Source organism: Mesobacillus harenae, from assembly GCF_013343715.1.
In the GTDB taxonomy this organism is placed as follows: Bacteria; Bacillota; Bacilli; order Bacillales; family Cytobacillaceae; genus Mesobacillus_A; species Mesobacillus_A harenae.
The window spans coordinates 67,651-93,248 of sequence record NZ_JABUNR010000009.1; the positions used below are offsets into that span (position 1 = coordinate 67,651).

Genomic DNA, 25,598 nt, shown 5'->3' on the forward strand with positions numbered 1-25,598 from the left:
TTATTACGATACAATTAACGCTTACCCTAGTAAATTATAGTCATAAGGATGGGGAGAATAACAAGTTGTCAACAATCACTTAAAGCAATCCAAGGTTAATGGTAGAAAAGTGAACCAAATGTTTATTTGCCCTATTAAAAACCTGCTAACAGTCTGAATATGTATCATGAATAAGGTAAAAAGATGACACAATCACAACAATGGAGGTTAAAACACGATTATATAATTCGCATCATTCTCCGTTAGACCATTTCTTTTACCATTCACTTTTATCCCTTGTAAATCAAATTTGGCACTGCAGCCGATCTTCATCATGATTTTAACATAAATATCCATTATACAAAGTGAATTGGCAGCTGTATAAACCTAAAAATTAGCTAATCCGATTCCTAAGTTAACCTAGCCCATTAGAGAATGGGCAGATGATCACAGCTGCTGTCCCTCCTTCCTTTTTGAGACCCTTTAGGTTCACTTTACGCTTTAAACCTTCTCCCGATCACCTGTCCGCCAGTTTTAAAAAATCCATGAATTTATTATTCCACTTAATTTTGGATAAAAGTGGGCTATAAATCCAATATTATTTAACGATGAATTGTTTCGATTCCCGTTATGATTTATTTCTTACTTTATCTGCGTTAGTATTAAATGAACAAGGAAAGCAGGTGATCAAGATGACGAATACACTTTACCCAACATATGAAACAATTGAAGAAGCTGCTGATGAAGTTTTAGCACTCATAAGTAAGTTTGTAGATGTTAACACCTTTTTCATTGCTAAAAATGACAAAAAAGATGTAAACATCCTCAGTGCCTTCAATCGAAATGATGTTGTATTACCCTCGGGCTTTGAAACTTTGTACCGCGATTCGTTCTGACAGTTTATAGTAGAAGGTGGTCGTGAACCACTCATCATCGAAAACTTGAACTCTTCAGACTTAACTAAAGACATGGAAGTTACAAGAAGTCTTGGTGGAGGATCTCTCATCGGAGTTCCAATTAATTATAAGAATGGAGAAAATTACGGTACCCTTTGCGGAATGGATTTGCGTCCATATCATTTCACACAGAAACATAAGGACTTATTTATAACTATGGCCAGTTTGCTTGGGAACGTGCTGGATTTAGAAAAGAAAAGCTTGCAGGTTCAGATGTTATCAGTTCCTCTAGTGCCGATCTATGATGATACAGCTATTCTACCTCTTATTGGCGAGGTAGATTCTGAACGAACTTCAAGAATAATCGAACATACATTGAGCGAAGCAGCAAAAGGAGAATTGGATTATATTATCTTCGACTTATCCGGCCTTGCCCTCATTGATTCACAAAGTGTTGAGAATCTAATGAAAATTGCTGATTCACTTAAGTTAGTCGGTGTAAGTATGATTTTTACAGGTATTCGGCCTGACCTGGCAAAAAAAGCAATTCAATACCGAAGCGACTTCTCAGACATCAAAGTTGAATCCACTCTTAAACAAGCTATAAAATCCATAAAATTCAACTAAGTCTGGTGGAACCGCCAAAATCTTTTTAAAGATATTCTATGCTTGTGATTTTCGGAGGAAAATAAGGGAATGTTCCAATTTAATTGGGACGTTCCCTTTATTCTTTACATAAGGCCCACCTTGCATAAAAGCTATAGGCTTTGTCGTAAGATTAAATCACTTTTAGCAGAAGTTGATGTAACTCGCAAACAAATTATAGACAGACATGGTACTCGGAATAGTCTTCGTTGAAGAAGGTCTACCATTTTCAGCAAAATTTAAGACTCTTTTTCTTCACTGAAGTTGATTTTAACTCTTATTTCACCGTTATAATTAAATGCATATACACATATGTTCCTTTTTGAAAAACAAAAATTTGCGCTTAATCCAAGCTTGTCTATCATAGTGGCCCTAAATGAGGGCGTAATTTTATAAAGAGGTTCTATTACTTAAAGAAGAAAAATTGGATATGCGATTTGAAATGGGCTAAAACTGTCGATATAGGTGTTGGCCCCATAATAGATAATTATCATGACGAATTTATCATAAGAAGTGGCTGCACTTTTTTAACATCGAACCAAGTAATCAATAAAGCCCCTAACGATTTATTCCTTTTTGAAACCAGAATATAATATTCTTTAAAATATAGAAAATAATTAAATCTGCTACTACATGGATGCCCCAGTTCCAGTTGATAGAATGAAAAAGGTTACTATACTTGTCAGCTAAGGACGAATACGTTGGAATCACCATGGAGAGAAACAAATAATGGAATAGCACCTTTAACCTAGTGGGTTGTTTAGGATAAAACCGGATAAACAAAACACCAACTGTTGGAAATATTAAGTAATATAGTGAAAAATTCATTTTTGTTGCATTCTGGAATTCACTATAAGGGAATTCTACGAGGTCAAAAAAGACGAGGATAAATTCAAAAAGCCATGCTAATGCTTGAGAAAATAAGAAAGTTATTTGAGTCAACCTTATCCTTCCTCTTGAAACGCTTAGCAATATGACAATGGAAATAACCCATGAGAAAGCTAAAATAAAAAATTCTTTACTCATCTGGTATCCACCTTAATCAGCTTTTGTTTATACCACAGATAATATTTGTGATTCAAAAATAAAGACATCATGACGGTGATTAATGTCCAATACCATGTCCACCCGTGATATTCAACAAGCCTTGTTGACCTTTCAAGTATCACCTCCATGATTGTAAATAAACCTGCAAAACATACATAATAAATAAGTGCCCCATACCTTTTAACATTTGGAAAATACAAACTAAAAATAATCGCTACAATAGGAAAAAGAAAAAATTCGAAAGTCAAGCTTGTTCGATTATATTGATTAACACCTTTTAGCAATTGAATAGGATATTCAATCCATCCCTTCTCTACTACAAACAAACCAGCTGGCCGAGTAATAACCTGAAGAAATAAACATAGGACCCAGGCTTCCCTTGCTTTGTTTCTTGGTATTAATGTAAAAACGGCTATGATAGAAATAAGGATAACTCCAATTAAAATCCATCTCTCAAGATTCATGAATCATCTACCCTCTTATTTAATAGTAAGCTAAAGGTTATTATTAACCACTTCCTTCCGTAGAATTCAAGAATTATTGGTTTCCGTTGACATGATAATGCCAAAAGCGGCCTAATGGAGCTATTTATCACTTGTAATAAATCTACACTTTTAGTGGAACCAGCAAGAGCGGCTGTCAAAGCAGCCACTAACCTTAAACTCCTCCCTTTAGCTTAAGTACAGTTCTCATATCTCTAATTGTTACCGGGACAGGAATTTTATCGGGATAAAATAGAAACCGACCTCTAATAAAAAAAGGTCGGTTTAAACTAAGTTTATTTTAAGAGATCCCTTTAACAATTTGAGTAAGCCCGTCACTAATTGGTGTAGCTGGACGACCAAGAAGTTTTTCAAAATCACTTCTTTCGATTTCAAGTGCACCTTGTCTAATACCATCTTGAATTTCAACAAGAAAAGGAATAAGACTATCTGGTACACCTGCACCTCTCATAATGTCAGCATACGTTTCGTCATTAACTTGTTTCACAGGTACTTCTTTGCCAAGAACTGTGCCAAGTACAGCTGCAAATTCTTCTTGAGTTAATACTTTTCCAGAAAGTTCGTAGACTGTGTTTTTATGCCCTTCGCCAGATAATACTGCAGCAACAGCATCTGCATAATCTTGTTGTAGTGCCCATCCTACTCTTCCATTTCCTGCTGATGTCACCCAAGGAGCTCCAGCGAGAACACCTTGAATACTGGGTATTTCATTTTCCAAGTACCAATTGTTTCGTAGGAAAGAATAAGGAATGCCTGTTTTTAAGATTGCTTCTTCTGTGGCCTTATGAGTAGGAGCAAGGAATAATTTACTTTCCTTTGCGTTTGTAATACTAGTATAAACAATAAAATTTACACCTGCTCGTTCGGCTGCTGAAATTGCATTTGTATGCTGACGAATTCTTGTTTCATCATCTCCATCAGTGGAAATGATTAGCAAGCGATCAACACCAGAAAAAGCGGCATCAAGTGTTTCCGGATGATCAAAATCACCATATCGTACATCTACACCTCGAGCCCGTAATCCATCTGCTTTTTCAGGGTTACGAACACTAACAGCTAATTGGTTTACTGGTACCATTTTTAATAAAGTTTCCATAATTTTAGAACCTAATTTTCCTGTTGCTCCTGTAACTAACATTTTCATATCTATTCCCCCGATATAATATTTTAAAAGCCTCCCTATTGCTGAACTTTCAGGAATTGCCATACCTATTAAATAACGTATTTGTTAAGCATTAATTCTTGTACTAGATTTCTCGTTTTTATTTCCAAACAGTTTATTATCCAATGCAAGTAGTTGACTACCGCTAATAACTAGGACAGCAGCCATTGCCAATAAAGCTAGGTCTAATTCATAACCTGCTGCTTCAGCACCTATGAATCCGATGGGGAATTTAACAGTAAAAATGGCACCTAACAAAACCAAGCCAATTAATGTTGAAATAATTCTAGTGCCAATTCCTAATATCAAGGCAATTCCACCAAAAAGTTCAATAAAGGCAACAACATAACCTAAGAAGCCGATAATACCAATACTTTCAAACCATCCTGCTACATTACCAAGTCCCATCTGGAATTTAGCCATACCATGGAATAAAAACGTTACTCCTAAAAATACGCGAATAATTAATAAGCTCACTTCATATTTTTGTACCATCATTCATTCTCCTTTATGATTAAAAATTTTATTCTTACTAGTTTGTTCTTTATCTTAAGGTTTTTAATGCACTGCTCCATGCAACAACTTCCTCAAGCATGGAATTAACATTATTTAGATGTAAATCTTGTGGACTAAACTCCGTTCCATTTTTAAAGTCTGTAAATAAACTTAAGGTTGGGTGTGTTCGAACATCCGCCACTTTTAGTTCGGCAAGTATTCCTCGAAGATGTTCAGCGGCACGAGCTCCACCAGTTGATCCATAACTTACAATACCAGCCGCTTTGTCGTACCAAACTTCACGTGCTGAATCAATGGCATTTTTCAATGCACCAGTAATGCTGTGATTGTACTCTTGTACGATGAACACAAATCCATCAAAGTTAGCAAGTTTTTCATTCCAAGCTGCAATTCCAGATTCTGACCCGTCAGTTGTTCCTAAAAACGGTAAGTCAAAATCAACAATATCCACTATTTCATAATTTGCATCTCCACGTTGATTAGCAATTTCTTTTACCCATTCTCCTACTTGTGGACTCACTCTCCCTTGGCGTGTGCTTCCTAAGATAATGCCTATATTTAGCTTTTCATTTGTCATTGTTACTTCCTCCTTATCTAAATTCCGAAAAAATTTATCAAAAAAGCCCATTTTTCCCCCACCTTGTTTATTGTTGAATAAGTAATATATTAATAGATTAAATACTTCACTTAGCTGTTTCTTTACAATTGGCAATCCTCACGTCTAGTCCTGTTTCATCTGTAAGTTTGGCTGCCCAATCATTTCCTTCATTCTTTCTCCTCACATGTTTTTCCCCTGTAACCGTATACAATCCTAAATCTCCAAGTGTATAAATACCAAGTTCAATCCCTGACTTTTTAATACTCTCTTTCATACGCCTCGTAATATTTATCCCCTAGCTATTTTAGACTATTAAACGAATACGATTTCCTGATGGATCTGTAGTAAAGACAAAACCATTTTCTTCTGAAATGAATGCCCCAATTGCCTTCAACTGTGCAATAATTTTATTTTTCTTGTCCTCACTTAAAAGCATTAGGGTAAATGATTCCAACCCTGCACTATTAGGAGGCGGTGAAGCTGTACCGACGCCATTCCAAGTATTTAAGCCAATATGATGATGGTATTTACCATCGGAAATAAAAAGTGCCTGTGTGCCATATCGGTTAACAATTTCAAATCCAAGTCCCTTGATATAAAACTCTTCAGTTTTTTTCAGTTCCGATACATGTAAATGGATATGCCCCATGACCGTTTCAGATGGTAGACCTTTCCAAGACTGCTGTTTCCCGTAAGATAGGAGGTCAGCGAAGTTTAAGGGATCAACTGTCATTTCAACCTCACCCTTATTCCAATTCCACTCGGAAGGATCACGGTCCACATAGATTTCAATTCCATTTCCATCTGGATCTGATAAATAAAGAGCCTCACTGACTAGATGATCGGAAGAACCTAATTGCACTCCAATTTCCACAAAGTGCTGCACTATTTTAGCTAAATCAGATCTTCTAGGTAGTAGTAGTGCAAAGTGATATAACCCCGTCGTTCTTCCTTTCTTTGGAACAACATCATCTGGTTGTTCCATTGATAGCAAAGTAGTTTTTCCATCCGCAGTTAAGTTAGCGGTTCTTTCCGATTGTTCCAACACCTTAAAGCCGATGACTTCTTTATAGAATGCGATAGAACGTTCGATGTTTTGTACTTTTAGGTTTACTTGACCTACAAATGTAATAGGTTCACGATGCAAATTCATTTTTCGTCACCTCCAATCGATCTTATAAAATAAATATAAGTTAGTTACTTTATGTAAGTTAGTATATTATCGTGTATAACGATAGTCAAGTAACTAACATACAAAAAATAAATTAATGTTAATACAAGTAAGGAATTGATTTCATTCGGTAAGTCGATTTGCTCTAAATTTGAAAATGTCAAAGGTGGACGGGTTTCATCAGTTACCCGCTTCTGTCTGGATCTCAACGTTTTTGTGAGATTGAATAAAAGTGGTAGATTTCTACCCGAACGGTTAAAGGATTTGGAGAGCGAAGGAATTGAAAAACGGGATGTATAACCAACAGAGGAGCAATATTAGTTGGTGAAAGGGAGAAAAGTTATATTACATTAAAAATTAATTCATTGAATTTATGATAGAGGAAGTCTGTTTGAAATTAAAAGCTGATAACGAAATAAGTTTGGTTAAATCAAAGATTAAAAACTTGGACATAACATCAATATTTTTTGATACAGAAAGTACGCGTTACACGGTGCATTAATCTATTAGAAGTGATAATTTGTTGTATGTATTTGAAAATCGTCCTTCTATTAAACAAAACCTTTTGAATAGATTAAGTGAATAATTTCACAAGTTTTTTTAAATGAAAGGCACATTCTAAACTAGATAAATATCGGACTTCACTCTCACTATTTTGCTTCTTTTTTGGTATTTGTTTTAACTTTCAATTTTTAATACCTTTTTAACAAGAAGAGCAGTCTCTATAATAGGACTAAAGAAATAACCCTTCCCCCCTGTAAATTAAGGAGGGGGGTTATAATTACCCCTAGAGAGAGTATTCAGCCAGTTAAAAAAATTCATTAAGTAAACGAATGTGACAGATAACCACTCCAGTGACTACGCAATAGAGTGGCTCCCATTTACAATAATTCTAATGATGTAACCCCCGAACAGAGCTCAATCAACCTCTTTACAACTCTTCCCTATTATTTACATGTAATCCAGGTTTTAACATTTGGGTTAACCCGGAATCTATAGAAAGCTCTTGTCCGCTTATTCCTTTTGCGAGTGTACTGGCTAAGAACAGGCAGGTGAAGGCGATTTCGTCTGGTTGGATGAACCTTTTCTGTGGGACATGTTCCAATATCGTTTTCTCTGCTTTCTCTGCCGGCAAATTGTGAAGTTCAGCTATCGTCTGGATTAACCCTTCTTTCATTGGTGTATCCACCCATCCAGGGCATAGTGCATTAACAGTTATACCTTCTGAAGCAAGTTCCAACGCCCATACTTTTGTTAAATTAGAAACGGCCGCTTTAGTTGAGGAATAAAGGCTATACGTTTCCAGTCCGATTTTTGCAGTCATTGATGATAGATTTATAATTCTGCCTCTTGTTGACCTTTTTATTTTCGGCAGCAAGTGTTTACTGGCCAGCATGGTTCCCTTTACATTAATATCGTAGATCCGATCCCAGTCCTCTAGTTGGACATCCTTTAACTGGCTTTTAATGATGATCCCTGCATTGTTCACGAGCACATCTACCTTTTCAGGAATATGCTTTAAAGCTTGCAGGATTGAGTCTTCTGCTGAGATATCTGTTTTACAAAATAGATACTGGCTTGGATTGGCCACCGAAATGAGATGGGCTTCCTCGGATTCTTGTACGTCCCAATTGATTACATTGGCTCCATTGGCAAGAAACGCTTTACTGATTGCCATGCCAATTCCGCTGCTGCCACCGGTTATTACAACTGTAAGGTCCTTCACATCCAATTCAAACGTAGAAATCCCCTCCCTCTAAGCTGCGTTCTTTCTTTTAATTATTAGCTGCAAGCCTATCCTTTTACCGCACCGGAGGTTAAGCCCTTTACAAAATATTTGGTCACGAAGGAAAATAGGATGACCATTGGAACGATGATCATCGCAGCTCCTGCCAGCAGTTCGCCCCGCTGCAGGGAAGTCGACTCCTTTATACCAGCAAGCCCGATGGGAATCGTTTTATTCGTTTCAGAAGAAACAAGCATTAAGCCAAATGTATAATCAGTGAAGGAGACGATAAAGGAAAACACGCCTACACTAATAATTCCAGGGATAATCAATGGAACGATGACCCGGTATAATGCTTGAAACCGGCTAGCTCCATCCATCCAAGCGCTCTCTTCTAATTCAAAGGGGATCGTTTTAAAGAAACTATTTAGCATCCAGACTCCAAAGGGTAAAGTAAGTGCAATATGCGCTATAGTTAGACCTGTCAATGAATCTTCTATCCCAAACGAAATGAAAATACCTAACAAAGGAATGGCCAATAACATTTGCGGGAGCATGTATCCAATTAACATACTATTTAACAGTAAACTCTTACCCCTAAACCGAAACCGGGTCAGGACATAGGCAATTAAACTTGAAAAGATGATCGTAACGATTGTTGTAGCACCAGCAACAATAAAGCTATTTTTATAATACAAAGGGAAATTCGTTTCATTCCATATGTTAATAAAATAGGTCAAGTCGAAAGCAGTTGGCCACAATGCTGTGCTATGTGTAAAAAATCCATCTCCACCCCGTAAAGGTGAGATCGTAATCCAATAAATCGGAAAAAATGAATAAATGAAAACAGTAATTGCGAGAATGTACAGGGTAATTTTTCCACGAAGGCTTTTTCTCAACATTTACATCTCCTTACATAGAAATTCCTTATCAGGCCATCGATTATCCATTCTCTTTCACCTTTGTTGGACTGGTGACTTTCAAGTAGATAAACATCACGATCATCATGATAATGGCAGAAGAAATCGCCACTGTGGCTCCATATCCAACTTGATTAAGTTTAAAAGTTTTTATATAAATGTAGATTGGCAATGTTTCGGTCCTTTCGAGCGGACCTCCGCCTGTCAGCAGCCACATGAGGTCAAACTTGTTGAACATCCAGATTCCCCGCAAAAGTACGATTGTAATTAGCAGGTCTTTTAACATTGGCATGGTAATATACCAAAATTGCTGCCAGCTATTTCCGCCGTCTAATGTTGCACTTTCATATAAATCATGCGAAATCGTTTGCAATCCTGAAAGGAAAACGAGTGTGACAAATGGAGTCCATGTCCATACTGACAGCATGATCGCTGTGAACATCGCCAAATCAATGGAGACAAATTGAATTTTCTCTAAACCTATCGAACTGATAAACTGATTAACTACGCCGAAGTTCGTATCAAGAATCCATTCCCAGCCAATCGTTACAACGATAACCGGAATGATATAAGGAACGACCGAGATTCCCCGTAGAAAGTCTCGCCCTTTAAACTGTTGGTTTAGAACTAGAGCAATCACGATTCCAACAATAATCTGCAATGAGACTGAACCAAAAGCATAGACAAATGTTTGCCAAACATCACGCCAGAACCGGGAATCCTGCAATAACACCAGATAATTATTCAATCCAACAAAGGTTGGCTGCCCAACAAAGCTTCTTGCTTCATAAAAGCTGTAACTTACCGCAAAGCCAGAAGGAATTACGATTACCAGGCCAAATATGAGCAGCCCAGGGATTAAGAACAATAACACTAAAGGTAAATCTTTTCTTGTCACCTTTCTTTCGATGGGAACCACCGCCTAATCTATTAGAAGCCAGGCATACATCTCTGTATGCCCGGTTTTCTTTAGTTACTCGCCTACCAGCTGTCTGATTTCATCGGCAATGTCTTCGACTGCCTGTTCTGGATCCTCATTGTTCAAGGTTACTTTTTGGAACAGCTTAGGAATGAGGTATGCCTCAAACACTTCGCCAGGCCGTGCGTCTGTTTCAGGCCCATCCGAGTCGATTGAATGAAGTTCAGCGTTTTTCAATAAATCATATTGAGGGACAACACCAGTTTCCCAATATTTCTTGATAACTTCGTCTGAACGCCACTCTTCACTGTTATAAATTGATTCTTGAGCTGGGAAGTAATGAACACCAAATGTGTGCAGGAAGTCATTAAGCTTTTCCTTATAGAACCATTCAACAAACTTCTTTGTTTCGTCCGTGTGCTCTGAATTCAGGACAGCAATTGAGTCATAGCCAAGAGACGCAGACACTCCACTACCGTCTTTCATCGGAATTCCGAATACTTGAAACTTCTCTCCCAAGGCTGGATTCTTCTGTTCGAGAATATCGACCAGTCTTCCTGAGTAGAATGTCATCCCGACTTGCTCGGAAATAAATGCTTCGGTCAATTCTGCATACGATGCATTCGACGCTTCTGCAGGCATATATTGATGAAGCTCTTTTAACAGATTAAGAGATTCAACTACGTTTGGTTTCATTTCTGGTGAATCCAGAATCACTTTCCAGTTATCATCAAAAATCCTGACATTATTCGCCCATAACAGGTTACTTGTAACCCAGTTTGTCGCGCCATCAGATTTTAATGGCATCATTAATCCATATTTATTATTTTCTTTATCCGTAAACGCTTTCGCAACATTCACGAATTCATCCCATGTTTTCGGTACAGATAATCCTTTTTCTTCTAGCCAGTCTGTTCGGATATAGCCGTATGCAAGGTTATAATCATAAGGAATCCAATATGTTTTCCCTTTGATCGGGAACAAAATATGGCCATCATAGAAATCGCTCTTGCCGCCAATATTTTCAATAATGTCGTCTACGGGTGCGACTTTTCCTTCCTTTTCTAATAAAGCAATATGGCCAATGTAACCAGAGAGAAAAGCGTCATACTGAGCTGAAGTCCCATAGGTTGCATTAATTTTCGTAAATACATCTGCCAGCGGAACAGCTTCCACTTCCACTTTGACACCGAATTCCTCTTCATATTCTTTGCCAGCAGTTTGGAGCACTTCCATTGTTTCAGGTCCGGTTTCAGTTGAAGCGACCCGGATGACGGTGGTTTCGGCCTTCTCTTCATCATCTTTTTTCCCCTCATCTGAAGGTGATGGTGCAGGTGACCCAAGGCATCCTGCAAGCAGACCTATAACCAGGACACTAACAAGGCATTGAAGAATCCATTTGGCTCTCATGTTTTACCCCTTTTCTTTTATGTTTTTAAAAATAGTTTCGAAGGCGGCAACAGCTTTAGCTAGCAGATCTAATTTCCACTCAGTGCTGAAAGACGGTGCGACAGGTCATAAGTTCGTAAATGTAATTCCTGATAAATATCAAATAATTCATCATAAACCTGTTTGTTTTCTGTAATTGGCTCCACACGGTCAATAACTTTCTGGGCCGATAAGACCCCCTCTGTTAAATTAGAAAACCAGCCAATTCCTGTTGCAGCAATAAGGGCTGCACCGAACGAAGCATCACTTGATGATGGGATTTCAAGTTCAACATGTAAAATATCAGCTAAAATTTGAACCCACTCGCGTCCTTTACTTCCACCCCCAATCACGCGCATTTTTTCCATTTTTCGTTCTGAAAATTGGAGACTGCAATCCCTAAGTGAATATCCGACTCCCTCGAGCACAGCCCTAGTAAAGTGGGGTCTAGAATGACGTGCTGTACAGCCAAAAAAGGATGCTCTTAAATTAGGATCCCAGTGCGGAGAGCGTTCACCATTTAAATAAGGCTGAAAAATTAACCCTTCAGATCCCGGCTTTATCGACTCCACTTGCTTCATTATTTCAGGGTAAATCGACCTAACCTGCCGGCTCTCTTCAAATTCTTTGTAAAAGCTTTCTTTGAACCAGCGGAAAGATGCGGCTGCAAAGTTCGTCGCGCTATTTTGATAGAATAAATCTCCAACAAGATGATGATAGGTGGTCAGCTTATTATTTTTCGTTACAGTGTCGGAAACGATCGTAAAGTTGCCGGCTGTCGCCAATTTCACTACACCGTCTCCTGCTTTTACCGTGCCGCATCCATAAACTTCTGCAGCTGTATCGGCGGTTCCCACAATAATTTTCACATCATTTGATAGCCCTAGTGCTGAGGCCATTTTTACAGTGATGGTGCCACATTGATCTGTTGGTGACAGTATGTCAGGAAGAACCTTTTTATCGAGGTCTACAAGCGATATCAAAAAGTCAGACCACTCCTGATTTTTGATATCAAATAATAAGGAGCCTTCTGCCTCAATATAATCGGTCGCCATCAGGCCTGAAAACCGATAGCGAACATAGTCCTTCATGAAAAGAATCTTATCGACCTTTTCATATTTGTTCGGTTCATTTTGCTTCAGCCATAATAGATGGCATAAAGTCCAAGTTGGATTTGGCGCATTATAACAAGTTTCATAGATTTGTTCGCCGTATTCTTCATTCAGCTGTTTAGTTTGCTCGCCAGTTCTTTGGTCATTCCACATAATCGCTGGGCGAATGATCTTTTGCTGTTTATCCAGAAAAACCGCAACATGATGTGGAGCCGTAAAACTGAGGGCCAAAATCCCTTTCCGCTCCTGCTCAGAAAAACCAGCAATCGCCGCAGTAACAGCTTCGACTGCTGCTGTTATCCACATTTCAGGATCCTGTTCAACCCACCTTGGGAATGGGTAAAGGGAAGGATAAGGAACATAAGCTTCAGAAACGATCATGCCATCTTTCCGAAGACAGGTTACCTTACAACCACCTGATCCGTGATCGATTCCTAACACATATTCATGCTTCATTTCTCTTCATCCTTTTGATTTAGGGAAATCAGCACTTTTATTATGTCTTCACCCTCGTCAATCGCTGCAAATCCCTGTTCTATGGCCTTCCCCAATGACACAACTCTGCTGATGAGTGGCTCCAAATCAATTTTTTCGGCGTTGATCATTTCAATTGCCTCGAGATAATCATCCCGATTGTAAACCCTCGTTCCGACGAGAGTCAGCTCTTTGGCAATAATCCGATAGATATCAAAGTCAGCTTTCTTTTTAGGCAACCCTGCGATGACGACTGTTCCTTTTATCCCTGTTCCTTCAATACAAGAAACAAGCCCGATGTTGGTCCCAGTTGCTTCAATTGAAACATCCGCCCCCCGCCGATTTGTTTTCTCGTTAATTTGTTCAAGGAAATTTTGATCACCTTTGATCACATCAAACCCATACTTTTGAGCGACTCCGATTCTGAATGGGTTAATCTCCGAAATGATCACATGAGCGCCTTTTAACTTGGCAGCTAATGCGGTAATCAGCCCGATCGGCCCGCCACCAACAATTAAGACAGTTTGACCGGTTGTTATATTACCCTTTTTTATTAAATGGACGCATACAGCAAGCGGCTCAATTAAAGCACCTGCTTCCATCGACATCTGCTCGCCAAGCTTATACACATTTAATTCTGGAACTTTTATAAAATCTGCCATGGCTCCATCGCTATCAATTCCAATTAAATTTAATGAAGTGCACAGATTGTATTCACCAGTTTGGCAGCCGTGGCATTCTCCACATGTTATTAATGGTTCAACGGTTACTCTGTCGCCTTTCAGCAATAGACTGCCTTCGTGCGCCTGTTCGATGGTTCCTGAAAATTCATGACCAAAAATAACCGGCGGCTTTACCCGATTGTCCATGCCGCCATGAAAGGCAAGCATATCTGTACCACAGATTCCTGCATACGCGACTTTAATAAGCACTTCGCCAGCCTGTATTTCTGGAATATTCCGTTCTTTTACGGCAAGCTGATTAGGGCCGGTGTAAGATAGCGCTTTCATTTACTTCGCTCCTTTTCATCTTTAAAACTTATTTCATGTCGACTTACCAGTAACCAAATCCCAATTTTCCCGGATTCATAATTCCTTTTGGATCGATGGTTTTTTTTATATCAAGCAGGACGTCAAACATGTCTCCATACAGTTCGGGCATGAGCCAGCCAAGCTTAAAGCCGATTCCATGGTGTTCATTTAACAGCGCGCCATTTTCTAAGTTGACCCTTGAACAGTCAGCCCATATCTGATTATGAAGCCTGAACAGTTCTTGCGAATCTTTAGGAGGATTGGCAATATAAAACCGGTCATAAATCATCGTGCCCCAAGGATACCAATGCGAGAAATGGGCCATATACTCTGCATTCCATTCCTTGTATTTCTCTTCTACCAATTTCTTTTTCTCATCGTAAAGCTTATGAACTTTGTCATACGTGGTGATCGTTTCCACTGTGCCATACAGGAGCGGATATGCGGGCTGAAGGGGCGGTCGATAGAAATCGTACCGAGTGTTCCACCAGTATAAGCCTGGTTCTTCCCCTAAATCGTTCCCGCCATTTTCCATACAGATTTCTAAGACTTTTTTCATTTGCAGTTCAGCAATATCAGCAAACCCGTCCACCATCAAAACCATATTGACTCCCTCTGCATCCATTCCTGTTCCTTTTAGTGATTTTTTTGTTGAACCAGGATCGTACAGGCGAATTACTGCAGGGTTCAGACGGTTTAACATGATGTTTCTGCCTGCTTCAACTCCATCGTGAATATCGTTAAATCGAACCATTCTGAACAATCGCTTTTCCGGAAGCGGGTCAACACGGATGCGGATCTTCGTGATCACTCCCAAGGTTCCTTCCGATCCTATGAATAATTGAAGCAGGCCTGGCCCGCTCGCATGATTTGGGACAGGTAACGTCTCAACTACCTTACCTGTAGGCAACACCACTTCCACAGACAGAACCATATCTTCCGCTTTGCCATATTTCGTGGACATCACTCCAGAACCCCTGGCAGCCAAATAGCCGCCTAGTGTCGCTATATCAACAGAGGATGGGTAATGAGCCAGCATTAACCCATGTTTATTCAGCTTGTTTTCAAGTACACGTCCATTAATACCCGGCTGGGCCGTTAAAACGAGCGACTTTTCATCAATTTCAATGATTTTATCCATTCTTGTTACGTCCAGTACAATTCCGCCATACATCGTTGCTGCTCCGCCTTGGGTACCTGATCCTCCTCCTCTTGGCACAACCGGAACTTTGTATGTGTTACATATTTTCATAATCTTTGCAACTTCTTTCGTTGTGGCGGGCCTAACTATAAAACAAGGAAGCTGCAATTCTTCGTTTTTCTGTTTCCACATATACGTTAGCCAGTATTGGTCAATTGCCATGTCTTTTTGTGCATCTGTTTCTACTGTGATGACGTTTTCTGGTCCAACTGCATCTTCCAGCTCAAACCGAAACATCTGAAGCGAATAACCTGTTAAATTCAAATCGATTCCCCTTTCTGTTGTTATTCTTTTAAAGCTATAGTTGCGATTTTTCTAATTGGACAGGCTGACTGTATAAGAAAATTTGTCCCCCCGGAAATATGAATGTAAAAGTTCAACTGGTGTTCCATCCACCAAATAGGATGTCCGGTCAAAAAAGAAGAAAGGAATCTCCACGGGCGTGCCAAGCACTTCTGCTATATGTGCATCCATTACAGCTTCCATTCTTTGTTCCGCGTTTTTAATCGGTTTGTCTATATCCTTCAGATATGAATATAAAGACTCTGTTTCAAGATTAAGAGAGTCTAATTTAGGAGCCTGGAATTCGGGTACGATTAATTCTTGATAACCAAAGGGAATCTCATCTATATACCGTATCCTTTTTATCGAAAAAACTTTGTTATATTTACGGAGGTTCAGTCTGTGGCATTCTTTTTCGGTGGGAAGTCGCTTTTCAAAATCAAGGACTCTTGCCTTTGGATTTAACCCCATCTCGAGCATATCCTGATGAAAACCGGTTATTTTATTTAAACTTCGCTGGAGTTTCGCCCTTGCAACAAATGCTCCTTTTCCATGAACCCTGAAAACCAGCCCTTCATTGACCAATTCGGTAACAGCATTTCTAGCTGTCATCCGTGAAACTCCATATTTCATAACAAGCTCGTCTTCAGTTGGGATTTGATCCCCTTGCTGAAAGTGGCCTTTAATAATTAAATTACGTAAATCCTGAGATATTTGAATATAGATTGGTGGCTGAGTTTTACTAGTGGTATTGATTTTCTCCATTTTTATAAGCCCTTTCATTTTCTTAATCAATTCTGCGGATCAGACCCCAGATAGCAATTGGTGCAATTCAGTTATAGCGTGGCAGCGTCACCTGCTCCTTTCATATAGTTATCTATACAACTATACTTATCATGCAAAGTGATATTTTATGTCTACATTTAAAGTGATTTTTTAAAGAATAAGCTTGTTTATAAAGGATTGTTGCAAATAATTTATTAAAGGGCTTGTGATAGATAGCTAATGGGGCAATTTCGTTAGCGAACGAAGTAAAAGTTGAATATTTTTAAAACTAATAGCTGGGTGTTCTTTCTAATTAAAAGATTTTAGAGAACACAATTCATAAAAGGCAATTAAAAGTTAATGAATCCGCTTTAAAAGGAGTAAAACTTGACGAAGATGCTTCTAATTTGAAAGAATTGGTTGTTTGTTAAAAAATTAACGAATACATCGCAACTCAGTATTTCATTGGTTTTATTTAATAAATTCAGGATAACTTTAGATATTATGAAGAAAATATATTAAAAAATACACTTTAAAGGGGGGTAATAAAATGTACTTTGTATGGGGCATTATCGTTTTACTAATAATCATGATTGTTTTTATGCCAAAAACATTAACTATTAGAGAAAATATAATTATTGTTCCAACTGTAGGTTATTTTGCTTGGATTTCACATATCTTAATTGGAATAAAGTTAGACTTTTTAGACTTTGGTCCTACTAAGCAAGTAGAATATACTGATTGGGCTCTTGTTTCATTAGTTCCGTCACTGTTGGCAGTTTTATACTTAAATTTTGAAAGAGAAAATAAGTACTTACTGTATATAATTATTTGGACGGCTTTGTCTTTTTTACTTGAATTCATATTATCAAAAGTCGGATACATGAAACATGATGAATGGAAGATATGGTATTCGATTCCTGTTTATTTTGCAGCCTATTTTGTATTACATTGGTTTTTCAAAAAGGTGGTTAAAAAATTATAATTAATAAAACTATCTGAACATTTATTTGTGGAGGTTCCTATACCCTAAAGATCCATCAGAGGGTGTAATTAGAGGGTTAATAAAATGGCTTGGGGACGGTGTGAGGGGTATTGAAAATATAGAAAAAAATAATAAACTATATTCCTAGCCTAGATAAATATCTTTTTTAATCTTAGACTAACCTTTATTTCTAGTTTTATATTTCCTCTACTTTAACAAGTCATGTTTATCATCCGGACCGCTCCTAATGACAAAAGGACCTCCATTATGATGAAAGTCCTTTATCCGCCTCATTAAAACTTATTCGTTGAATCTCATTTCCCCAGGCACAACAATTTTAAAAGGAAACTCAACTAGCTCTCCTTTTTCCGTAGTTGCCTTTACCTTCATCGTCATAGTGCCAGCGGCATGAAGTAAATTTCCGGTTAACTTAAATTCGCCATTTCCTATGTTAAATGCATTGTATGTGACCTCATAATTTGGCGGCATACTTAGCGTTACTTCTACCTTTTTAATATTTTCGTTATCAAAATTTAAAGAAAGTTCATTTAACCCTGGATACAAAGGGGTAAGATCAACTCTTAGTCCAACATCCTTTTTTTCTATTGAAGTTGGATAAATCCCCTGTTCAGCTGAGCTGGGTGTAGAAACTACAAGAAGAGACGCAAACAACATAATCAGGACACCATAGATGACTTCTACTTTCGCCCTACTCATCACCACATTAACAGACTTTGTTGCTATTTGTTTAATGGTATTCCACTGAAAAATGCCAATAAGCAGCACGATAAATGTTAATCCAATTTTAAATAAAATAGATTTTCCCCATTCACTTCTCATGAAGCTCTCCAATGTAAATGAAGGAACGTATTGTGTTACCATCACCAAACCAGTAGTGATAATCGCGATCAAACTAATCAAAGCCCATTTAGAAAACTCCGGGAGAATCTCTTTAAGCCATTCTTTGATTCTTTCTTTTTGAGGAATCATAATGAGCGCGAGCAACCCGCCGATCCACACGGAAGCAGCCGTCAAGTGAATCGCATTAATCGCCATTGTTATATAACCGCCATACCTAGGATACGGTGCATGTCCGATAATAAAGATAGACAGGATAAGTGCAGTAAAATAGAAAAGAAGTTTTATTTTGTGGAAGAAAAATCCTGTAACAAGCAAAATCACCTGAACTATTGGTATCCACACGAATTTTATTGAGAGAAATTGCTCTATATTAAGAGTTTGTAATTCTTTTTGCTGATTGGTGATTACAAATGCCCAACCAACCAGGACCAACATTAGCAGGAAGAGAGATATCCTGTTCCATCTGTTATCACTCGCTCTTTTCAATATGAACGTGTGAAAGAAAGCCCCTCCAAACAGGGTGGTAATCCCGATAAATAATAGCCAATATCCCACTTGTTTTAACCCCAAATTGGTGAACCATGAAAAAGTAGTTGGGTTTCCAACATCCTCCTGTGTAATCGGGGTAAACTTATCTACAGCAAAATAAAAGACATCCAATCGGTCAGGCTGTGATCTTGCTTCCAATTGACGTGCATACCATGTCACCTGATACGTGCCAGATGACAGCTTCTCTTCCAGCTCCACAATAATATGCTCAGGGTCACTTGGGTCAGTATAAGGTTTCTTTAATTCAACGGCATGTTGACGATCATCAAATAATCCAATTGCGGTAATTTCAACCGGCTGGTTAAACCATAATTCGATTCTTTGAGGAGAGCCATCTATAATTTCCCCATCTGCTGGGGAAAAGTCTATGATTTCTAAAGCATTATTCGTTATGGCAGTCTCTTGATGGCTAACAGTAAATCGTACTTCCTCATTCAAAACATCCCCATCTAAAGCAATGACCTTAATTTTCGCCAAATAATTTCCATTGGGCAACGGATTTTTAATCGTCGTCAGGATATGGTTTTTACTATTTGGGTCAACAGAGACTTCATCCGTCTCCTGAACCTCTCCAGACTCATTGAAAATACGGATAGAATCAGGATGAGTTACCACAGGATCTTGAAACCAAATCTCAAAGGTTTTTGGACTTTGTGGTATCTTCTCCCCTTGTTTGGGATAAGTTTGTTCCAAATTAGAATGAGCAAAAGTTACACTGCCTAAAATCATAAATTGCAGAGCAATAATAAAAAATAAAATGGAAAATATATAGCGGCGTAACAAACGAATGCCCCCCCGTTTTAAGGTATTTTTAAGTAACAATCAACATTGAACAAAAAATTCATTCTAGTCCACTTTTTAGATTTTGTCCAATCTACAATAAAATTCCTACAATCCACAAAAAAGACAACCATTAAAGGCTGTCCTTCAAGTGGAAACTTTTTTTTTCGGAACGTTTGGAAAAGGTACAACGGATAACTCAGTGTTTTGTCCTGATACATGTCCTCCATAAGCTTTTCGTTTTGTTTCTGTAACGCTTGGATTTGAAGTTGTTAGGATTTCGCATCAACAAGTTCAGTTGAATCCTTTGTATGGCACATCTGTTTTCCCTCTGAAAACATCCATTTTATGCAAAACAGCATCATAAAGTGGACGCAGGTATAAAAACCATTCCAAAACGAAATCCCCTACTTAAATAAGTATCATTGAAGACTTATTTAAGATCCTTTTCTTCGTTAGAATCCATAAAATCCCCGCAAGCCTTCATCATTTTTTGGCCTTCAGGAGAATTCATGGCTTCCATCATTTCCATCATTCCGGTCCCATTCATGATACTATCAGGCTTATCTGCAAAGGCGAATTGTCCGACAACCAGTAAAGATGAAAGAGCAAAAGATGAAACCACCAAAATTTTCTTTTTCATTTCCTTATCCCTCCTTCTTTTCTTAATCTAATTATAAAGCTTAAATTTGAAGGAAATATGGACTTTATACATCTTCCTGTTTCAAATTACCAAAATTTTTTCATAAAAAACAAAAAGGGCTTCTCACTCAAAAACACTTCTTTTATAATGTCTATACCCTTAATAAATCTCTTTTTTCCTTGTATTCTACTTCCGTTATTTCCCCGCGAGCAAAACGTTCTTTCAATATTGATTCCGGTTTAGTTGTCCTATTTTCGAAGGGCTTCATAACAAGCATAATGAACCCATAAATCGCAAATCCGATAACAATAATCCAGAAAAGCATATTTAACATCATCCCAAGTCCCATCATCGTACCCACCCTTTCCTTTGTTCAATCAAATTCTTTACCGTCATTCAGTGTGATTCCTCATGTTCGTCTGCTGAAGATGGGATTGTTTTTCCCGTTCCATTGTCTGCAATTTTCTCCCAGTGTTCACCATTATTGAAGGATAGATAAATATCCTTTTCAAAGGTCGCAAAGGTAATCTCATTTTCATCCTGTGGATTAACTGCTATATAGCTAATGGCATTTTCTTTCTCAAAGGACGGTATTTCATACGATGTTTCTTCCTTTGTCTCCAAATTAATTTTCGTTAAAGTTATTTCACCTGAGGCAGACCCTGCAAATAAGTCTCCCTGCGGGGAAAAGGCTAGTCCGGTGACAGGTGCGGCAGAAACCTGTTCTACTGTTTCTCCGCCATCATAGGATACAAATGCTCCTTCTGTTGTTCCCAAAGCTACCGTTTTTTTCTCAGTAGGATGAGCAGCAATCCCAGAAAGTTTGCCAGAAAGCCCTGTTAGTTCAGCTTTTACCCATGTTTTCGTATCATCAACAGAGTAGTGCAGTCCTGCTTCACTCATACGTGAATTTGCTTGGGGGTTGTAAACGTATATTGCATAGGAATAATAGCCGACTGACATCCCATGAAAATCAATTTCCCCATACAAGTCTAATATCTCTAAATTTTCTCCCATATCGTTGCTTCTAATCACTCCAAATGGGTTTTTCATTGAAGAACCAGTCCCTGGATGCCCACTGCTGTAAAAACCATTATCGACCATAGAGAATCCCATATAGTCGTGTTTGTCCCCCGTTGCATTCGTCCACGTTCCACCTTGGAAAACTTTCAAACCATCGTGCGCAGGAACGTAGATTTCTTCGCCATCATTCGTGATGCCCAGGCCATGAACATGCATAAATTCAACAGAGCTATCATTGATGGAGCTATTCTCATCGTTGGCTATAGGATTTAAAAAAGATAAAATTCCAAATGAGATGACCGCAACCAAAGATAAAATAGAGATCCATTGACCTATTTTGACTCCCTTTTGGAGGTTGTCCCGTTGTTTTCTCCCTTCGTGCTTTTTAACATTAAGGGTTTTCATCCGCCTTCTAATTACAAAAATCATAATAATTCCCGCCAAAAAGATAGCTGCGGATATTACGAATCCATAAGTAGCAAATGTATTGGATGCCACCTCCTGCTGATGTTCTTCTTCCGATCCGTGAGCCAAAACCCCGATCGGACTTAAATAAAAGTACATTAAAAATGCCAATAAACCTTTTTGTTTCACCTTGTTATCCCCTTTTCTTAACTATAATCAAATAAACAATTCCCGCCAGAATAATGGGAACTCCCATCCAGGCACAGATGGTTACAAATGTTTTGAAAATCGCCGTAAAATCCTGCTGAATCATCATCGTTCCTGACATTGTCAGGCAGATAAGACCAATAATGATTAATAGAACAGATAATATGACTTCAACCTTTTTCATTTTCGTCCCTCTTTTCTACCGGGAAAGTAAGGTGGAAGGCAGTTCCCTCTCCAACCTTACTATTTACTTCTATACTTCCGTTTTGCAATTCAACCAACTGTTTAACAATGGCTAGACCAAGACCTGTTCCTCCCAGCTCCCTGGATCTAGACTTTTCCACACGGTAAAAACGATCAAATACATATTGGAGGTCCTCTACAGGAATTCCTCCGCCTGTATCGGTAACAGATATCCTAATTGCTTTATGCTCCTTAGTTAAATGGACTCTGATTTTTCCGGTTTCAGTATATCGGATTGCATTGTCAACCAAATTTATTAAAATTTGTTCCATTCTGAAACCGTCAGCATAAATGTTTGGCAGTTCAATCGTCCTATCAAGCTCTAATTTTATTCCTTTTTCCTCTGCTTTGATTTTCATTTTAAATACAACGTTCTCTGTGACCTCTAATACATCCACTTCTTCAAAATTTAGTGGCAGCCTTCCTTCTTCCAACTTTGACAGTTCAAATAAATCTTCTACAAGTTTAGACATCCGGTTTGCCTCTTGTTGGATAATCTTAAGGTACTGCTTTTTCTCTTCTTCGTTTTGGTAGAGTTCATTTTCAAGAACATTTGCGTACCCCTCTAAATACGTAATCGGAGTACGAAGTTCATGTGAAATATCGGCAAAAAATTCTCTCCGGTTCGACCGGAACCGATCTAGCTCTATTGCCAGATCGTTAATGGCTGCAGCCAAGGAACCAATTTCGTCCTTTGATGAAGCCTCTACCCGAATCTGTAAATCTCCTTTACCGATTTTCCTGGTTGCTTTTTCCATTTCCAGCAAAGGGTTGGACAATTTCCTAGAAACAATAAAAATAAAACCAATGGCAAGAAATAGAGCACCGATTCCAGCCAATATCATTGCTTTTTCAATCATATCAACCGATTGATACATTTCCTCGACCGGTTCAAGCACAAAGATTCCGCCAATAAATTCTTCCCCTGAAAAAATCGGCTTACCGACACTAAGAAACCGTTTATCTATTTTACTATCAGTGTACATCTCCTGTACTGTGGAACCCTTTTTCAAAAGGGCAACAGATGGTTCGGCGATCCTTTGTCCTTCTGGAAGGCTGGGCAGGCCTGAATTTGCTACAATTGTCCCCTGGTCATCCACAATCAATATTTGTTGGCCAGTCAAAATCCCTAAAGTTTCAAACATACCTAGAAATTCTTCCTTATCTAATGACGAAATTGACGTTGCATATCTTTCGGACAAGTTATTTATACGTTCTTGTGTGTTATTGAAGTAAAACCCTGTAAATATTTGATTCATGATAAAACTTAATGGCAGGAGTACCGCTAATACAATAAGTAAAATGCTAAACCCTAGTTTGACAACGATGCTATTCCATTTCATTTAATTTCGCTAGGAGCCTGGAACTTATAGCCCCTTCCCCAAACTGTTCTAATGGGATTATAGGAAAGTCCTTGTTTCCGCAATTTTTCCCTGAGGTTTTTTACATGGGTATCAATTGTGCGAATATCCCGAATTCCGTTGATTCCCCAAATTTGGTCCAGTAAAATATCTCGTGTAAATATCGTTCTGGGATTTAACGCGAGGAGCTCCAATAAATCGAACTCTTTTGGTGTTACTTCAACCTCCATATTGCACACAAAGATTTGTCTTTCACTTCGATTTATTTTAAGGTCAGATATTTCAATTGTCTCCTCTCCTATGTTAACGGACGGCGGAGAAGAACGTCTTATTAAGGCTTTTGACCTCGCTACCAGTTCCTCCCGAATATATGGTTTAACTAGGTAATCATCTGCTCCAATGTCAAAGCCTTGGACCTTATCTTTTACATCACCCCGTGCCGTTAACATCAGGATTGGAACCTGGCTTGTTTCTCTTACTTTTTTACACACTTCCCAGCCATTCATGTCAGGCATCATGATATCAAGAATGACTAAATCGACTTTTTCCTTTTCCAAACAAGATAGAGCCTCTTTCCCGCTTCCTGCCTGTTTAATATGAAAGTAGGAAGATAAGTGGATTTTCAGCAACTGCCTCATATTCCTTTCATCATCAACAATTAATACTGTGTCTTTATCCATCAAGGTTTCACCCCTAGGTATTAGTACTTTAGTGTAAGTGTCCATCACTATTTCCTTTTTTATCAACTCAGAAAGATGTATCCGATCATGGAACCATATACGCTGCTAGAGGCATGTTCCATTGTTGATAAAAGTTAACACTCATTTGGTCTGCCACGTCATTATGGGCAGCTGCTCTTTCTGCTGGGATTAAAGTGGTCACTATATATAAACAGTTCATATTAGTTTCTCCATCTTGTTACCCCGAAATAAATTTTTTAAATAGTCCAATATGTCAATGTATCAAATAAACCTATAAGAACCATGATAGCTCCAGCAGTTTTTTGCGTAAACGACCCAATTTTTCTCCCCTTTTTTAGAACTGATCCTCCGGCACCATAATACCAAATTAAAAAGATGGCAATGAAAAGTGGCAGGGATGTTCCAACTGCAAATAGACTTGGGAGAACGGCACCATAAGAAGTGGATAGAACAACAGGCATTAAAGATATAAAAAACAGTACGAACATTGTAGGGCAAAACCCTAAAGAAAAACTAACTCCCATCAAAAAGGAACCTAGTTTCCCATTTTTAAAAAACCTTTCGGGAATGGCCATTATGGTCCATGTACCTTTTAATTTAATAAACCCTAGCATAAAGATACCCACAAGGATAAACATTGGTCCGATAACTTTTCTAAACCAGGGAAAGAACAAAACCAGTTCCCTCTGAAACTCCTTTCCTAAAAACCATACCAAAAGCCCAAGTCCAGAAAAAACGGCAATTTTCCCCACAGTAAAAAAGATGACCTCGGTCCACGCGATCCCTTTTTGCAAAGACTTATTTCCATAAAAGGTAATTGCTCCAATATTTCCGGTAAACTGGCAGGGAGCCATTGCACCTACTATACCGAGTAACAAAGCAAATAGCATTGGTATGGTTTCAAAGGTACGAGCGATACTTATAATTGGCTGCATTAATATGTTACTAATTTGATTAAAGAACGTATACATACCAATCCCCTTTTCTATCCAAATACATTTACATATTGTAATGGATAACTTTGTAGAAAATATGGAGATATGATAAGTTTTTTGAAATAGAAGAGATTATTCCCCTCTATATCTTAAGAAAAGGGATCTTGTTTATTAAAATAGACTTTTTGTAAAAATTTGTTGCTATTTTAGAATCAATCGTTGATTTACGCTTCAGATGCTCGCTTTCCCCGGGGAAGGGCAGCGATACCGTTGGAGCCTCGCACACCTTCATCTCCGTTTACACAACTCATGCATAAACCTCAATCTTTTTTTAGGAAGAGCTTTAAAATATGGTCAGGTTTGTTTTTCTAAGCTTTGGAGTCCATCTTTTTTCTAAAAAAACATAGAGTTTTTTATTTTCCCTTAACGACTTGCCAAGGTAAAGAAATGTTGAATAAATTTACGGAAAGGGAAGGTTTGAGACAGCCTAACAAGTCTTTCTTTATATTAACCATGTTAAAAAGCCCATC

Annotated in this window: 27 protein-coding genes; 3 read left to right on the forward strand and 24 right to left on the reverse strand. The window is 38.3% G+C overall.

Translation table 11 applies throughout. The features are described from left to right. The first annotated feature begins 671 nt into the window (after positions 1 to 671). Both HRJ06_RS12225 and HRJ06_RS12230 read left to right on the forward strand, forming a co-directional pair. Positions 672 to 875, forward strand: coding sequence for a hypothetical protein (locus tag HRJ06_RS12225; protein WP_174733215.1), 204 nt, complete (start codon positions 672 to 674; stop codon positions 873 to 875). A gap of 33 nt (positions 876 to 908) precedes the next feature. Continuing rightward, positions 909 to 1,502, forward strand: coding sequence for an STAS domain-containing protein (locus HRJ06_RS12230; RefSeq protein ID WP_338421093.1), 594 nt, complete (start codon positions 909 to 911; stop codon positions 1,500 to 1,502). A 576-nt stretch (positions 1,503 to 2,078) separates the two neighbouring features. Here the strand turns inward: HRJ06_RS12230 and HRJ06_RS12235 are convergent. The 15 genes from HRJ06_RS12235 to HRJ06_RS12305 all read right to left on the reverse strand — a co-directional run bounded on the left by HRJ06_RS12235 (position 2,079) and on the right by HRJ06_RS12305 (position 16,375). Continuing rightward, positions 2,079 to 2,546, reverse strand: coding sequence for a CBO0543 family protein (locus HRJ06_RS12235; RefSeq protein WP_174733217.1), 468 nt, complete (start codon positions 2,544 to 2,546; stop codon positions 2,079 to 2,081). Then, a complete protein-coding gene (locus tag HRJ06_RS12240) occupies positions 2,543 to 3,031 on the reverse strand; it encodes a CBO0543 family protein (RefSeq protein WP_174733218.1) in 489 nt (162 codons plus the stop codon). Before HRJ06_RS12240 ends, HRJ06_RS12235 begins: the two co-directional genes overlap by 4 nt. Before the next feature lie 319 nt (positions 3,032 to 3,350). Continuing rightward, positions 3,351 to 4,214 carry an SDR family oxidoreductase gene (locus tag HRJ06_RS12245; protein ID WP_174733219.1) on the reverse strand — a complete coding sequence of 288 codons (864 nt, stop codon included), beginning with the start codon at positions 4,212 to 4,214 and terminating at the stop codon, positions 3,351 to 3,353. A gap of 84 nt (positions 4,215 to 4,298) precedes the next feature. Continuing rightward, positions 4,299 to 4,727 carry a DoxX family protein gene (locus tag HRJ06_RS12250; protein WP_174733368.1) on the reverse strand — a complete coding sequence of 143 codons (429 nt, stop codon included), beginning with the start codon at positions 4,725 to 4,727 and terminating at the stop codon, positions 4,299 to 4,301. A gap of 49 nt (positions 4,728 to 4,776) precedes the next feature. Beyond that, the gene (locus tag HRJ06_RS12255; RefSeq protein WP_174733220.1) at positions 4,777 to 5,376 is read right to left on the reverse strand and encodes an NADPH-dependent FMN reductase; all 600 of its coding nucleotides are present in this window, start codon (positions 5,374 to 5,376) and stop codon (positions 4,777 to 4,779) included. Positions 5,377 to 5,431: 55 nt separating this feature from the next. Next, positions 5,432 to 5,620 carry a hypothetical protein gene (locus HRJ06_RS12260; protein ID WP_174733221.1) on the reverse strand — a complete coding sequence of 63 codons (189 nt, stop codon included), beginning with the start codon at positions 5,618 to 5,620 and terminating at the stop codon, positions 5,432 to 5,434. Between the two features lie 30 nt (positions 5,621 to 5,650). Further along, positions 5,651 to 6,499, reverse strand: coding sequence for a VOC family protein (locus HRJ06_RS12265; protein WP_174733222.1), 849 nt, complete (start codon positions 6,497 to 6,499; stop codon positions 5,651 to 5,653). 949 nt (positions 6,500 to 7,448) lie between these two features. Then, a complete protein-coding gene (locus tag HRJ06_RS12270; RefSeq protein WP_338421094.1) occupies positions 7,449 to 8,243 on the reverse strand; it encodes an SDR family NAD(P)-dependent oxidoreductase in 795 nt (264 codons plus the stop codon). Positions 8,244 to 8,311: 68 nt separating this feature from the next. Continuing rightward, positions 8,312 to 9,145 carry a carbohydrate ABC transporter permease gene (locus HRJ06_RS12275; RefSeq protein ID WP_242035229.1) on the reverse strand — a complete coding sequence of 278 codons (834 nt, stop codon included), beginning with the start codon at positions 9,143 to 9,145 and terminating at the stop codon, positions 8,312 to 8,314. Between the two features lie 40 nt (positions 9,146 to 9,185). After that, positions 9,186 to 10,037 carry a carbohydrate ABC transporter permease gene (locus HRJ06_RS12280; RefSeq protein WP_338421088.1) on the reverse strand — a complete coding sequence of 284 codons (852 nt, stop codon included), beginning with the start codon at positions 10,035 to 10,037 and terminating at the stop codon, positions 9,186 to 9,188. A gap of 99 nt (positions 10,038 to 10,136) precedes the next feature. After that, a complete protein-coding gene (locus HRJ06_RS12285; protein WP_174733224.1) occupies positions 10,137 to 11,492 on the reverse strand; it encodes an ABC transporter substrate-binding protein in 1,356 nt (451 codons plus the stop codon). A gap of 68 nt (positions 11,493 to 11,560) precedes the next feature. Next, positions 11,561 to 13,078 (reverse strand): xylulokinase, encoded by a 1,518-nt coding sequence (gene xylB, locus HRJ06_RS12290; RefSeq protein ID WP_174733225.1) that lies wholly within the window; start codon positions 13,076 to 13,078, stop codon positions 11,561 to 11,563. Then, complete coding sequence (locus HRJ06_RS12295; RefSeq protein WP_174733226.1) at positions 13,075 to 14,106, reverse strand: zinc-dependent alcohol dehydrogenase; 1,032 nt, start codon at positions 14,104 to 14,106, stop codon at positions 13,075 to 13,077. Before HRJ06_RS12295 ends, xylB begins: the two co-directional genes overlap by 4 nt. A 43-nt stretch (positions 14,107 to 14,149) precedes the next feature. Beyond that, positions 14,150 to 15,592, reverse strand: a complete 1,443-nt coding sequence (locus tag HRJ06_RS12300; protein ID WP_174733227.1) for an FAD-binding oxidoreductase — start codon at positions 15,590 to 15,592, stop codon at positions 14,150 to 14,152. A gap of 51 nt (positions 15,593 to 15,643) precedes the next feature. Continuing rightward, on the reverse strand, positions 15,644 to 16,375 hold the full coding sequence (locus tag HRJ06_RS12305) for a GntR family transcriptional regulator (protein WP_174733228.1): 732 nt from the start codon (positions 16,373 to 16,375) through the stop codon (positions 15,644 to 15,646). Positions 16,376 to 16,925: 550 nt separating this feature from the next. Here HRJ06_RS12305 and HRJ06_RS12310 point away from each other — a divergent pair. Then, positions 16,926 to 17,360 (forward strand): hypothetical protein, encoded by a 435-nt coding sequence (locus HRJ06_RS12310; RefSeq protein ID WP_174733229.1) that lies wholly within the window; start codon positions 16,926 to 16,928, stop codon positions 17,358 to 17,360. Between the two features lie 300 nt (positions 17,361 to 17,660). Here HRJ06_RS12310 and HRJ06_RS12315 read toward each other — a convergent pair whose 3' ends face one another. From HRJ06_RS12315 to HRJ06_RS12350, 9 genes are all read right to left on the reverse strand, one after another. After that, the gene (locus HRJ06_RS12315) at positions 17,661 to 19,553 is read right to left on the reverse strand and encodes a copper resistance CopC/CopD family protein (RefSeq protein WP_174733230.1); all 1,893 of its coding nucleotides are present in this window, start codon (positions 19,551 to 19,553) and stop codon (positions 17,661 to 17,663) included. 430 nt (positions 19,554 to 19,983) lie between these two features. Next, on the reverse strand, positions 19,984 to 20,193 hold the full coding sequence (locus tag HRJ06_RS12320) for a hypothetical protein (RefSeq protein ID WP_174733231.1): 210 nt from the start codon (positions 20,191 to 20,193) through the stop codon (positions 19,984 to 19,986). 151 nt (positions 20,194 to 20,344) lie between these two features. After that, complete coding sequence (locus HRJ06_RS12325; RefSeq protein ID WP_174733232.1) at positions 20,345 to 20,545, reverse strand: SHOCT domain-containing protein; 201 nt, start codon at positions 20,543 to 20,545, stop codon at positions 20,345 to 20,347. 44 nt (positions 20,546 to 20,589) lie between these two features. Next, entirely contained in the window at positions 20,590 to 21,810 is a 1,221-nt protein-coding gene (locus HRJ06_RS12330; protein WP_174733233.1) for a F510_1955 family glycosylhydrolase, read from the reverse strand. Between the two features lie 4 nt (positions 21,811 to 21,814). Beyond that, a complete protein-coding gene (locus tag HRJ06_RS12335) occupies positions 21,815 to 22,012 on the reverse strand; it encodes a hypothetical protein (protein WP_174733234.1) in 198 nt (65 codons plus the stop codon). Beyond that, positions 21,999 to 23,414: a sensor histidine kinase gene (locus tag HRJ06_RS12340; protein ID WP_174733235.1), complete on the reverse strand. Its 1,416-nt coding sequence runs from the start codon at positions 23,412 to 23,414 to the stop codon at positions 21,999 to 22,001. Before HRJ06_RS12340 ends, HRJ06_RS12335 begins: the two co-directional genes overlap by 14 nt. Continuing rightward, positions 23,411 to 24,112: a response regulator transcription factor gene (locus HRJ06_RS12345; RefSeq protein WP_174733236.1), complete on the reverse strand. Its 702-nt coding sequence runs from the start codon at positions 24,110 to 24,112 to the stop codon at positions 23,411 to 23,413. The genes HRJ06_RS12340 and HRJ06_RS12345 overlap by 4 nt, the downstream gene beginning before the upstream one ends. 85 nt (positions 24,113 to 24,197) lie before the next feature. Continuing rightward, a complete protein-coding gene (locus HRJ06_RS23500) occupies positions 24,198 to 24,332 on the reverse strand; it encodes a hypothetical protein (protein ID WP_277874678.1) in 135 nt (44 codons plus the stop codon). A gap of 37 nt (positions 24,333 to 24,369) precedes the next feature. Then, on the reverse strand, positions 24,370 to 25,104 hold the full coding sequence (locus HRJ06_RS12350; protein ID WP_174733237.1) for an urease accessory protein UreH domain-containing protein: 735 nt from the start codon (positions 25,102 to 25,104) through the stop codon (positions 24,370 to 24,372). Positions 25,105 to 25,598 lie beyond the last annotated feature (494 nt).

Bases quoted from the DNA above. Each gene is read 5' to 3' on its own strand.
- HRJ06_RS12225 (WP_174733215.1), top strand. From the start codon at position 672: ATGACGAATACACTTTACCCAACATATGAAACAATTGAAGAAGCTGCT.
- HRJ06_RS12325 (WP_174733232.1), bottom strand. From the start codon at position 20,545: ATGATGGGACTTGGGATGATGTTAAATATGCTTTTCTGGATTATTGTT.
- xylB (WP_174733225.1), bottom strand. From the start codon at position 13,078: ATGAAGCATGAATATGTGTTAGGAATCGATCACGGATCAGGTGGTTGT.
- HRJ06_RS12350 (WP_174733237.1), bottom strand. From the start codon at position 25,104: ATGTATACGTTCTTTAATCAAATTAGTAACATATTAATGCAGCCAATT.
- HRJ06_RS12285 (WP_174733224.1), bottom strand. From the start codon at position 11,492: ATGAGAGCCAAATGGATTCTTCAATGCCTTGTTAGTGTCCTGGTTATA.
- HRJ06_RS12265 (WP_174733222.1), bottom strand. From the start codon at position 6,499: ATGAATTTGCATCGTGAACCTATTACATTTGTAGGTCAAGTAAACCTA.
- HRJ06_RS12295 (WP_174733226.1), bottom strand. From the start codon at position 14,106: ATGAAAGCGCTATCTTACACCGGCCCTAATCAGCTTGCCGTAAAAGAA.
- HRJ06_RS12345 (WP_174733236.1), bottom strand. From the start codon at position 24,112: ATGGATAAAGACACAGTATTAATTGTTGATGATGAAAGGAATATGAGG.
- HRJ06_RS12275 (WP_242035229.1), bottom strand. From the start codon at position 9,145: ATGTTGAGAAAAAGCCTTCGTGGAAAAATTACCCTGTACATTCTCGCA.
- HRJ06_RS12320 (WP_174733231.1), bottom strand. From the start codon at position 20,193: ATGAAAAAGAAAATTTTGGTGGTTTCATCTTTTGCTCTTTCATCTTTA.
- HRJ06_RS12340 (WP_174733235.1), bottom strand. From the start codon at position 23,414: ATGAAATGGAATAGCATCGTTGTCAAACTAGGGTTTAGCATTTTACTT.
- HRJ06_RS12250 (WP_174733368.1), bottom strand. From the start codon at position 4,727: ATGGTACAAAAATATGAAGTGAGCTTATTAATTATTCGCGTATTTTTA.
- HRJ06_RS23500 (WP_277874678.1), bottom strand. From the start codon at position 24,332: ATGAACTGTTTATATATAGTGACCACTTTAATCCCAGCAGAAAGAGCA.
- HRJ06_RS12245 (WP_174733219.1), bottom strand. From the start codon at position 4,214: ATGAAAATGTTAGTTACAGGAGCAACAGGAAAATTAGGTTCTAAAATT.
- HRJ06_RS12255 (WP_174733220.1), bottom strand. From the start codon at position 5,376: ATGGGCTTTTTTGATAAATTTTTTCGGAATTTAGATAAGGAGGAAGTA.
- HRJ06_RS12310 (WP_174733229.1), top strand. From the start codon at position 16,926: ATGTACTTTGTATGGGGCATTATCGTTTTACTAATAATCATGATTGTT.
- HRJ06_RS12240 (WP_174733218.1), bottom strand. From the start codon at position 3,031: ATGAATCTTGAGAGATGGATTTTAATTGGAGTTATCCTTATTTCTATC.
- HRJ06_RS12260 (WP_174733221.1), bottom strand. From the start codon at position 5,620: ATGAAAGAGAGTATTAAAAAGTCAGGGATTGAACTTGGTATTTATACA.
- HRJ06_RS12305 (WP_174733228.1), bottom strand. From the start codon at position 16,375: ATGGAGAAAATCAATACCACTAGTAAAACTCAGCCACCAATCTATATT.
- HRJ06_RS12335 (WP_174733234.1), bottom strand. From the start codon at position 22,012: ATGAAAAAGGTTGAAGTCATATTATCTGTTCTATTAATCATTATTGGT.
- HRJ06_RS12235 (WP_174733217.1), bottom strand. From the start codon at position 2,546: ATGAGTAAAGAATTTTTTATTTTAGCTTTCTCATGGGTTATTTCCATT.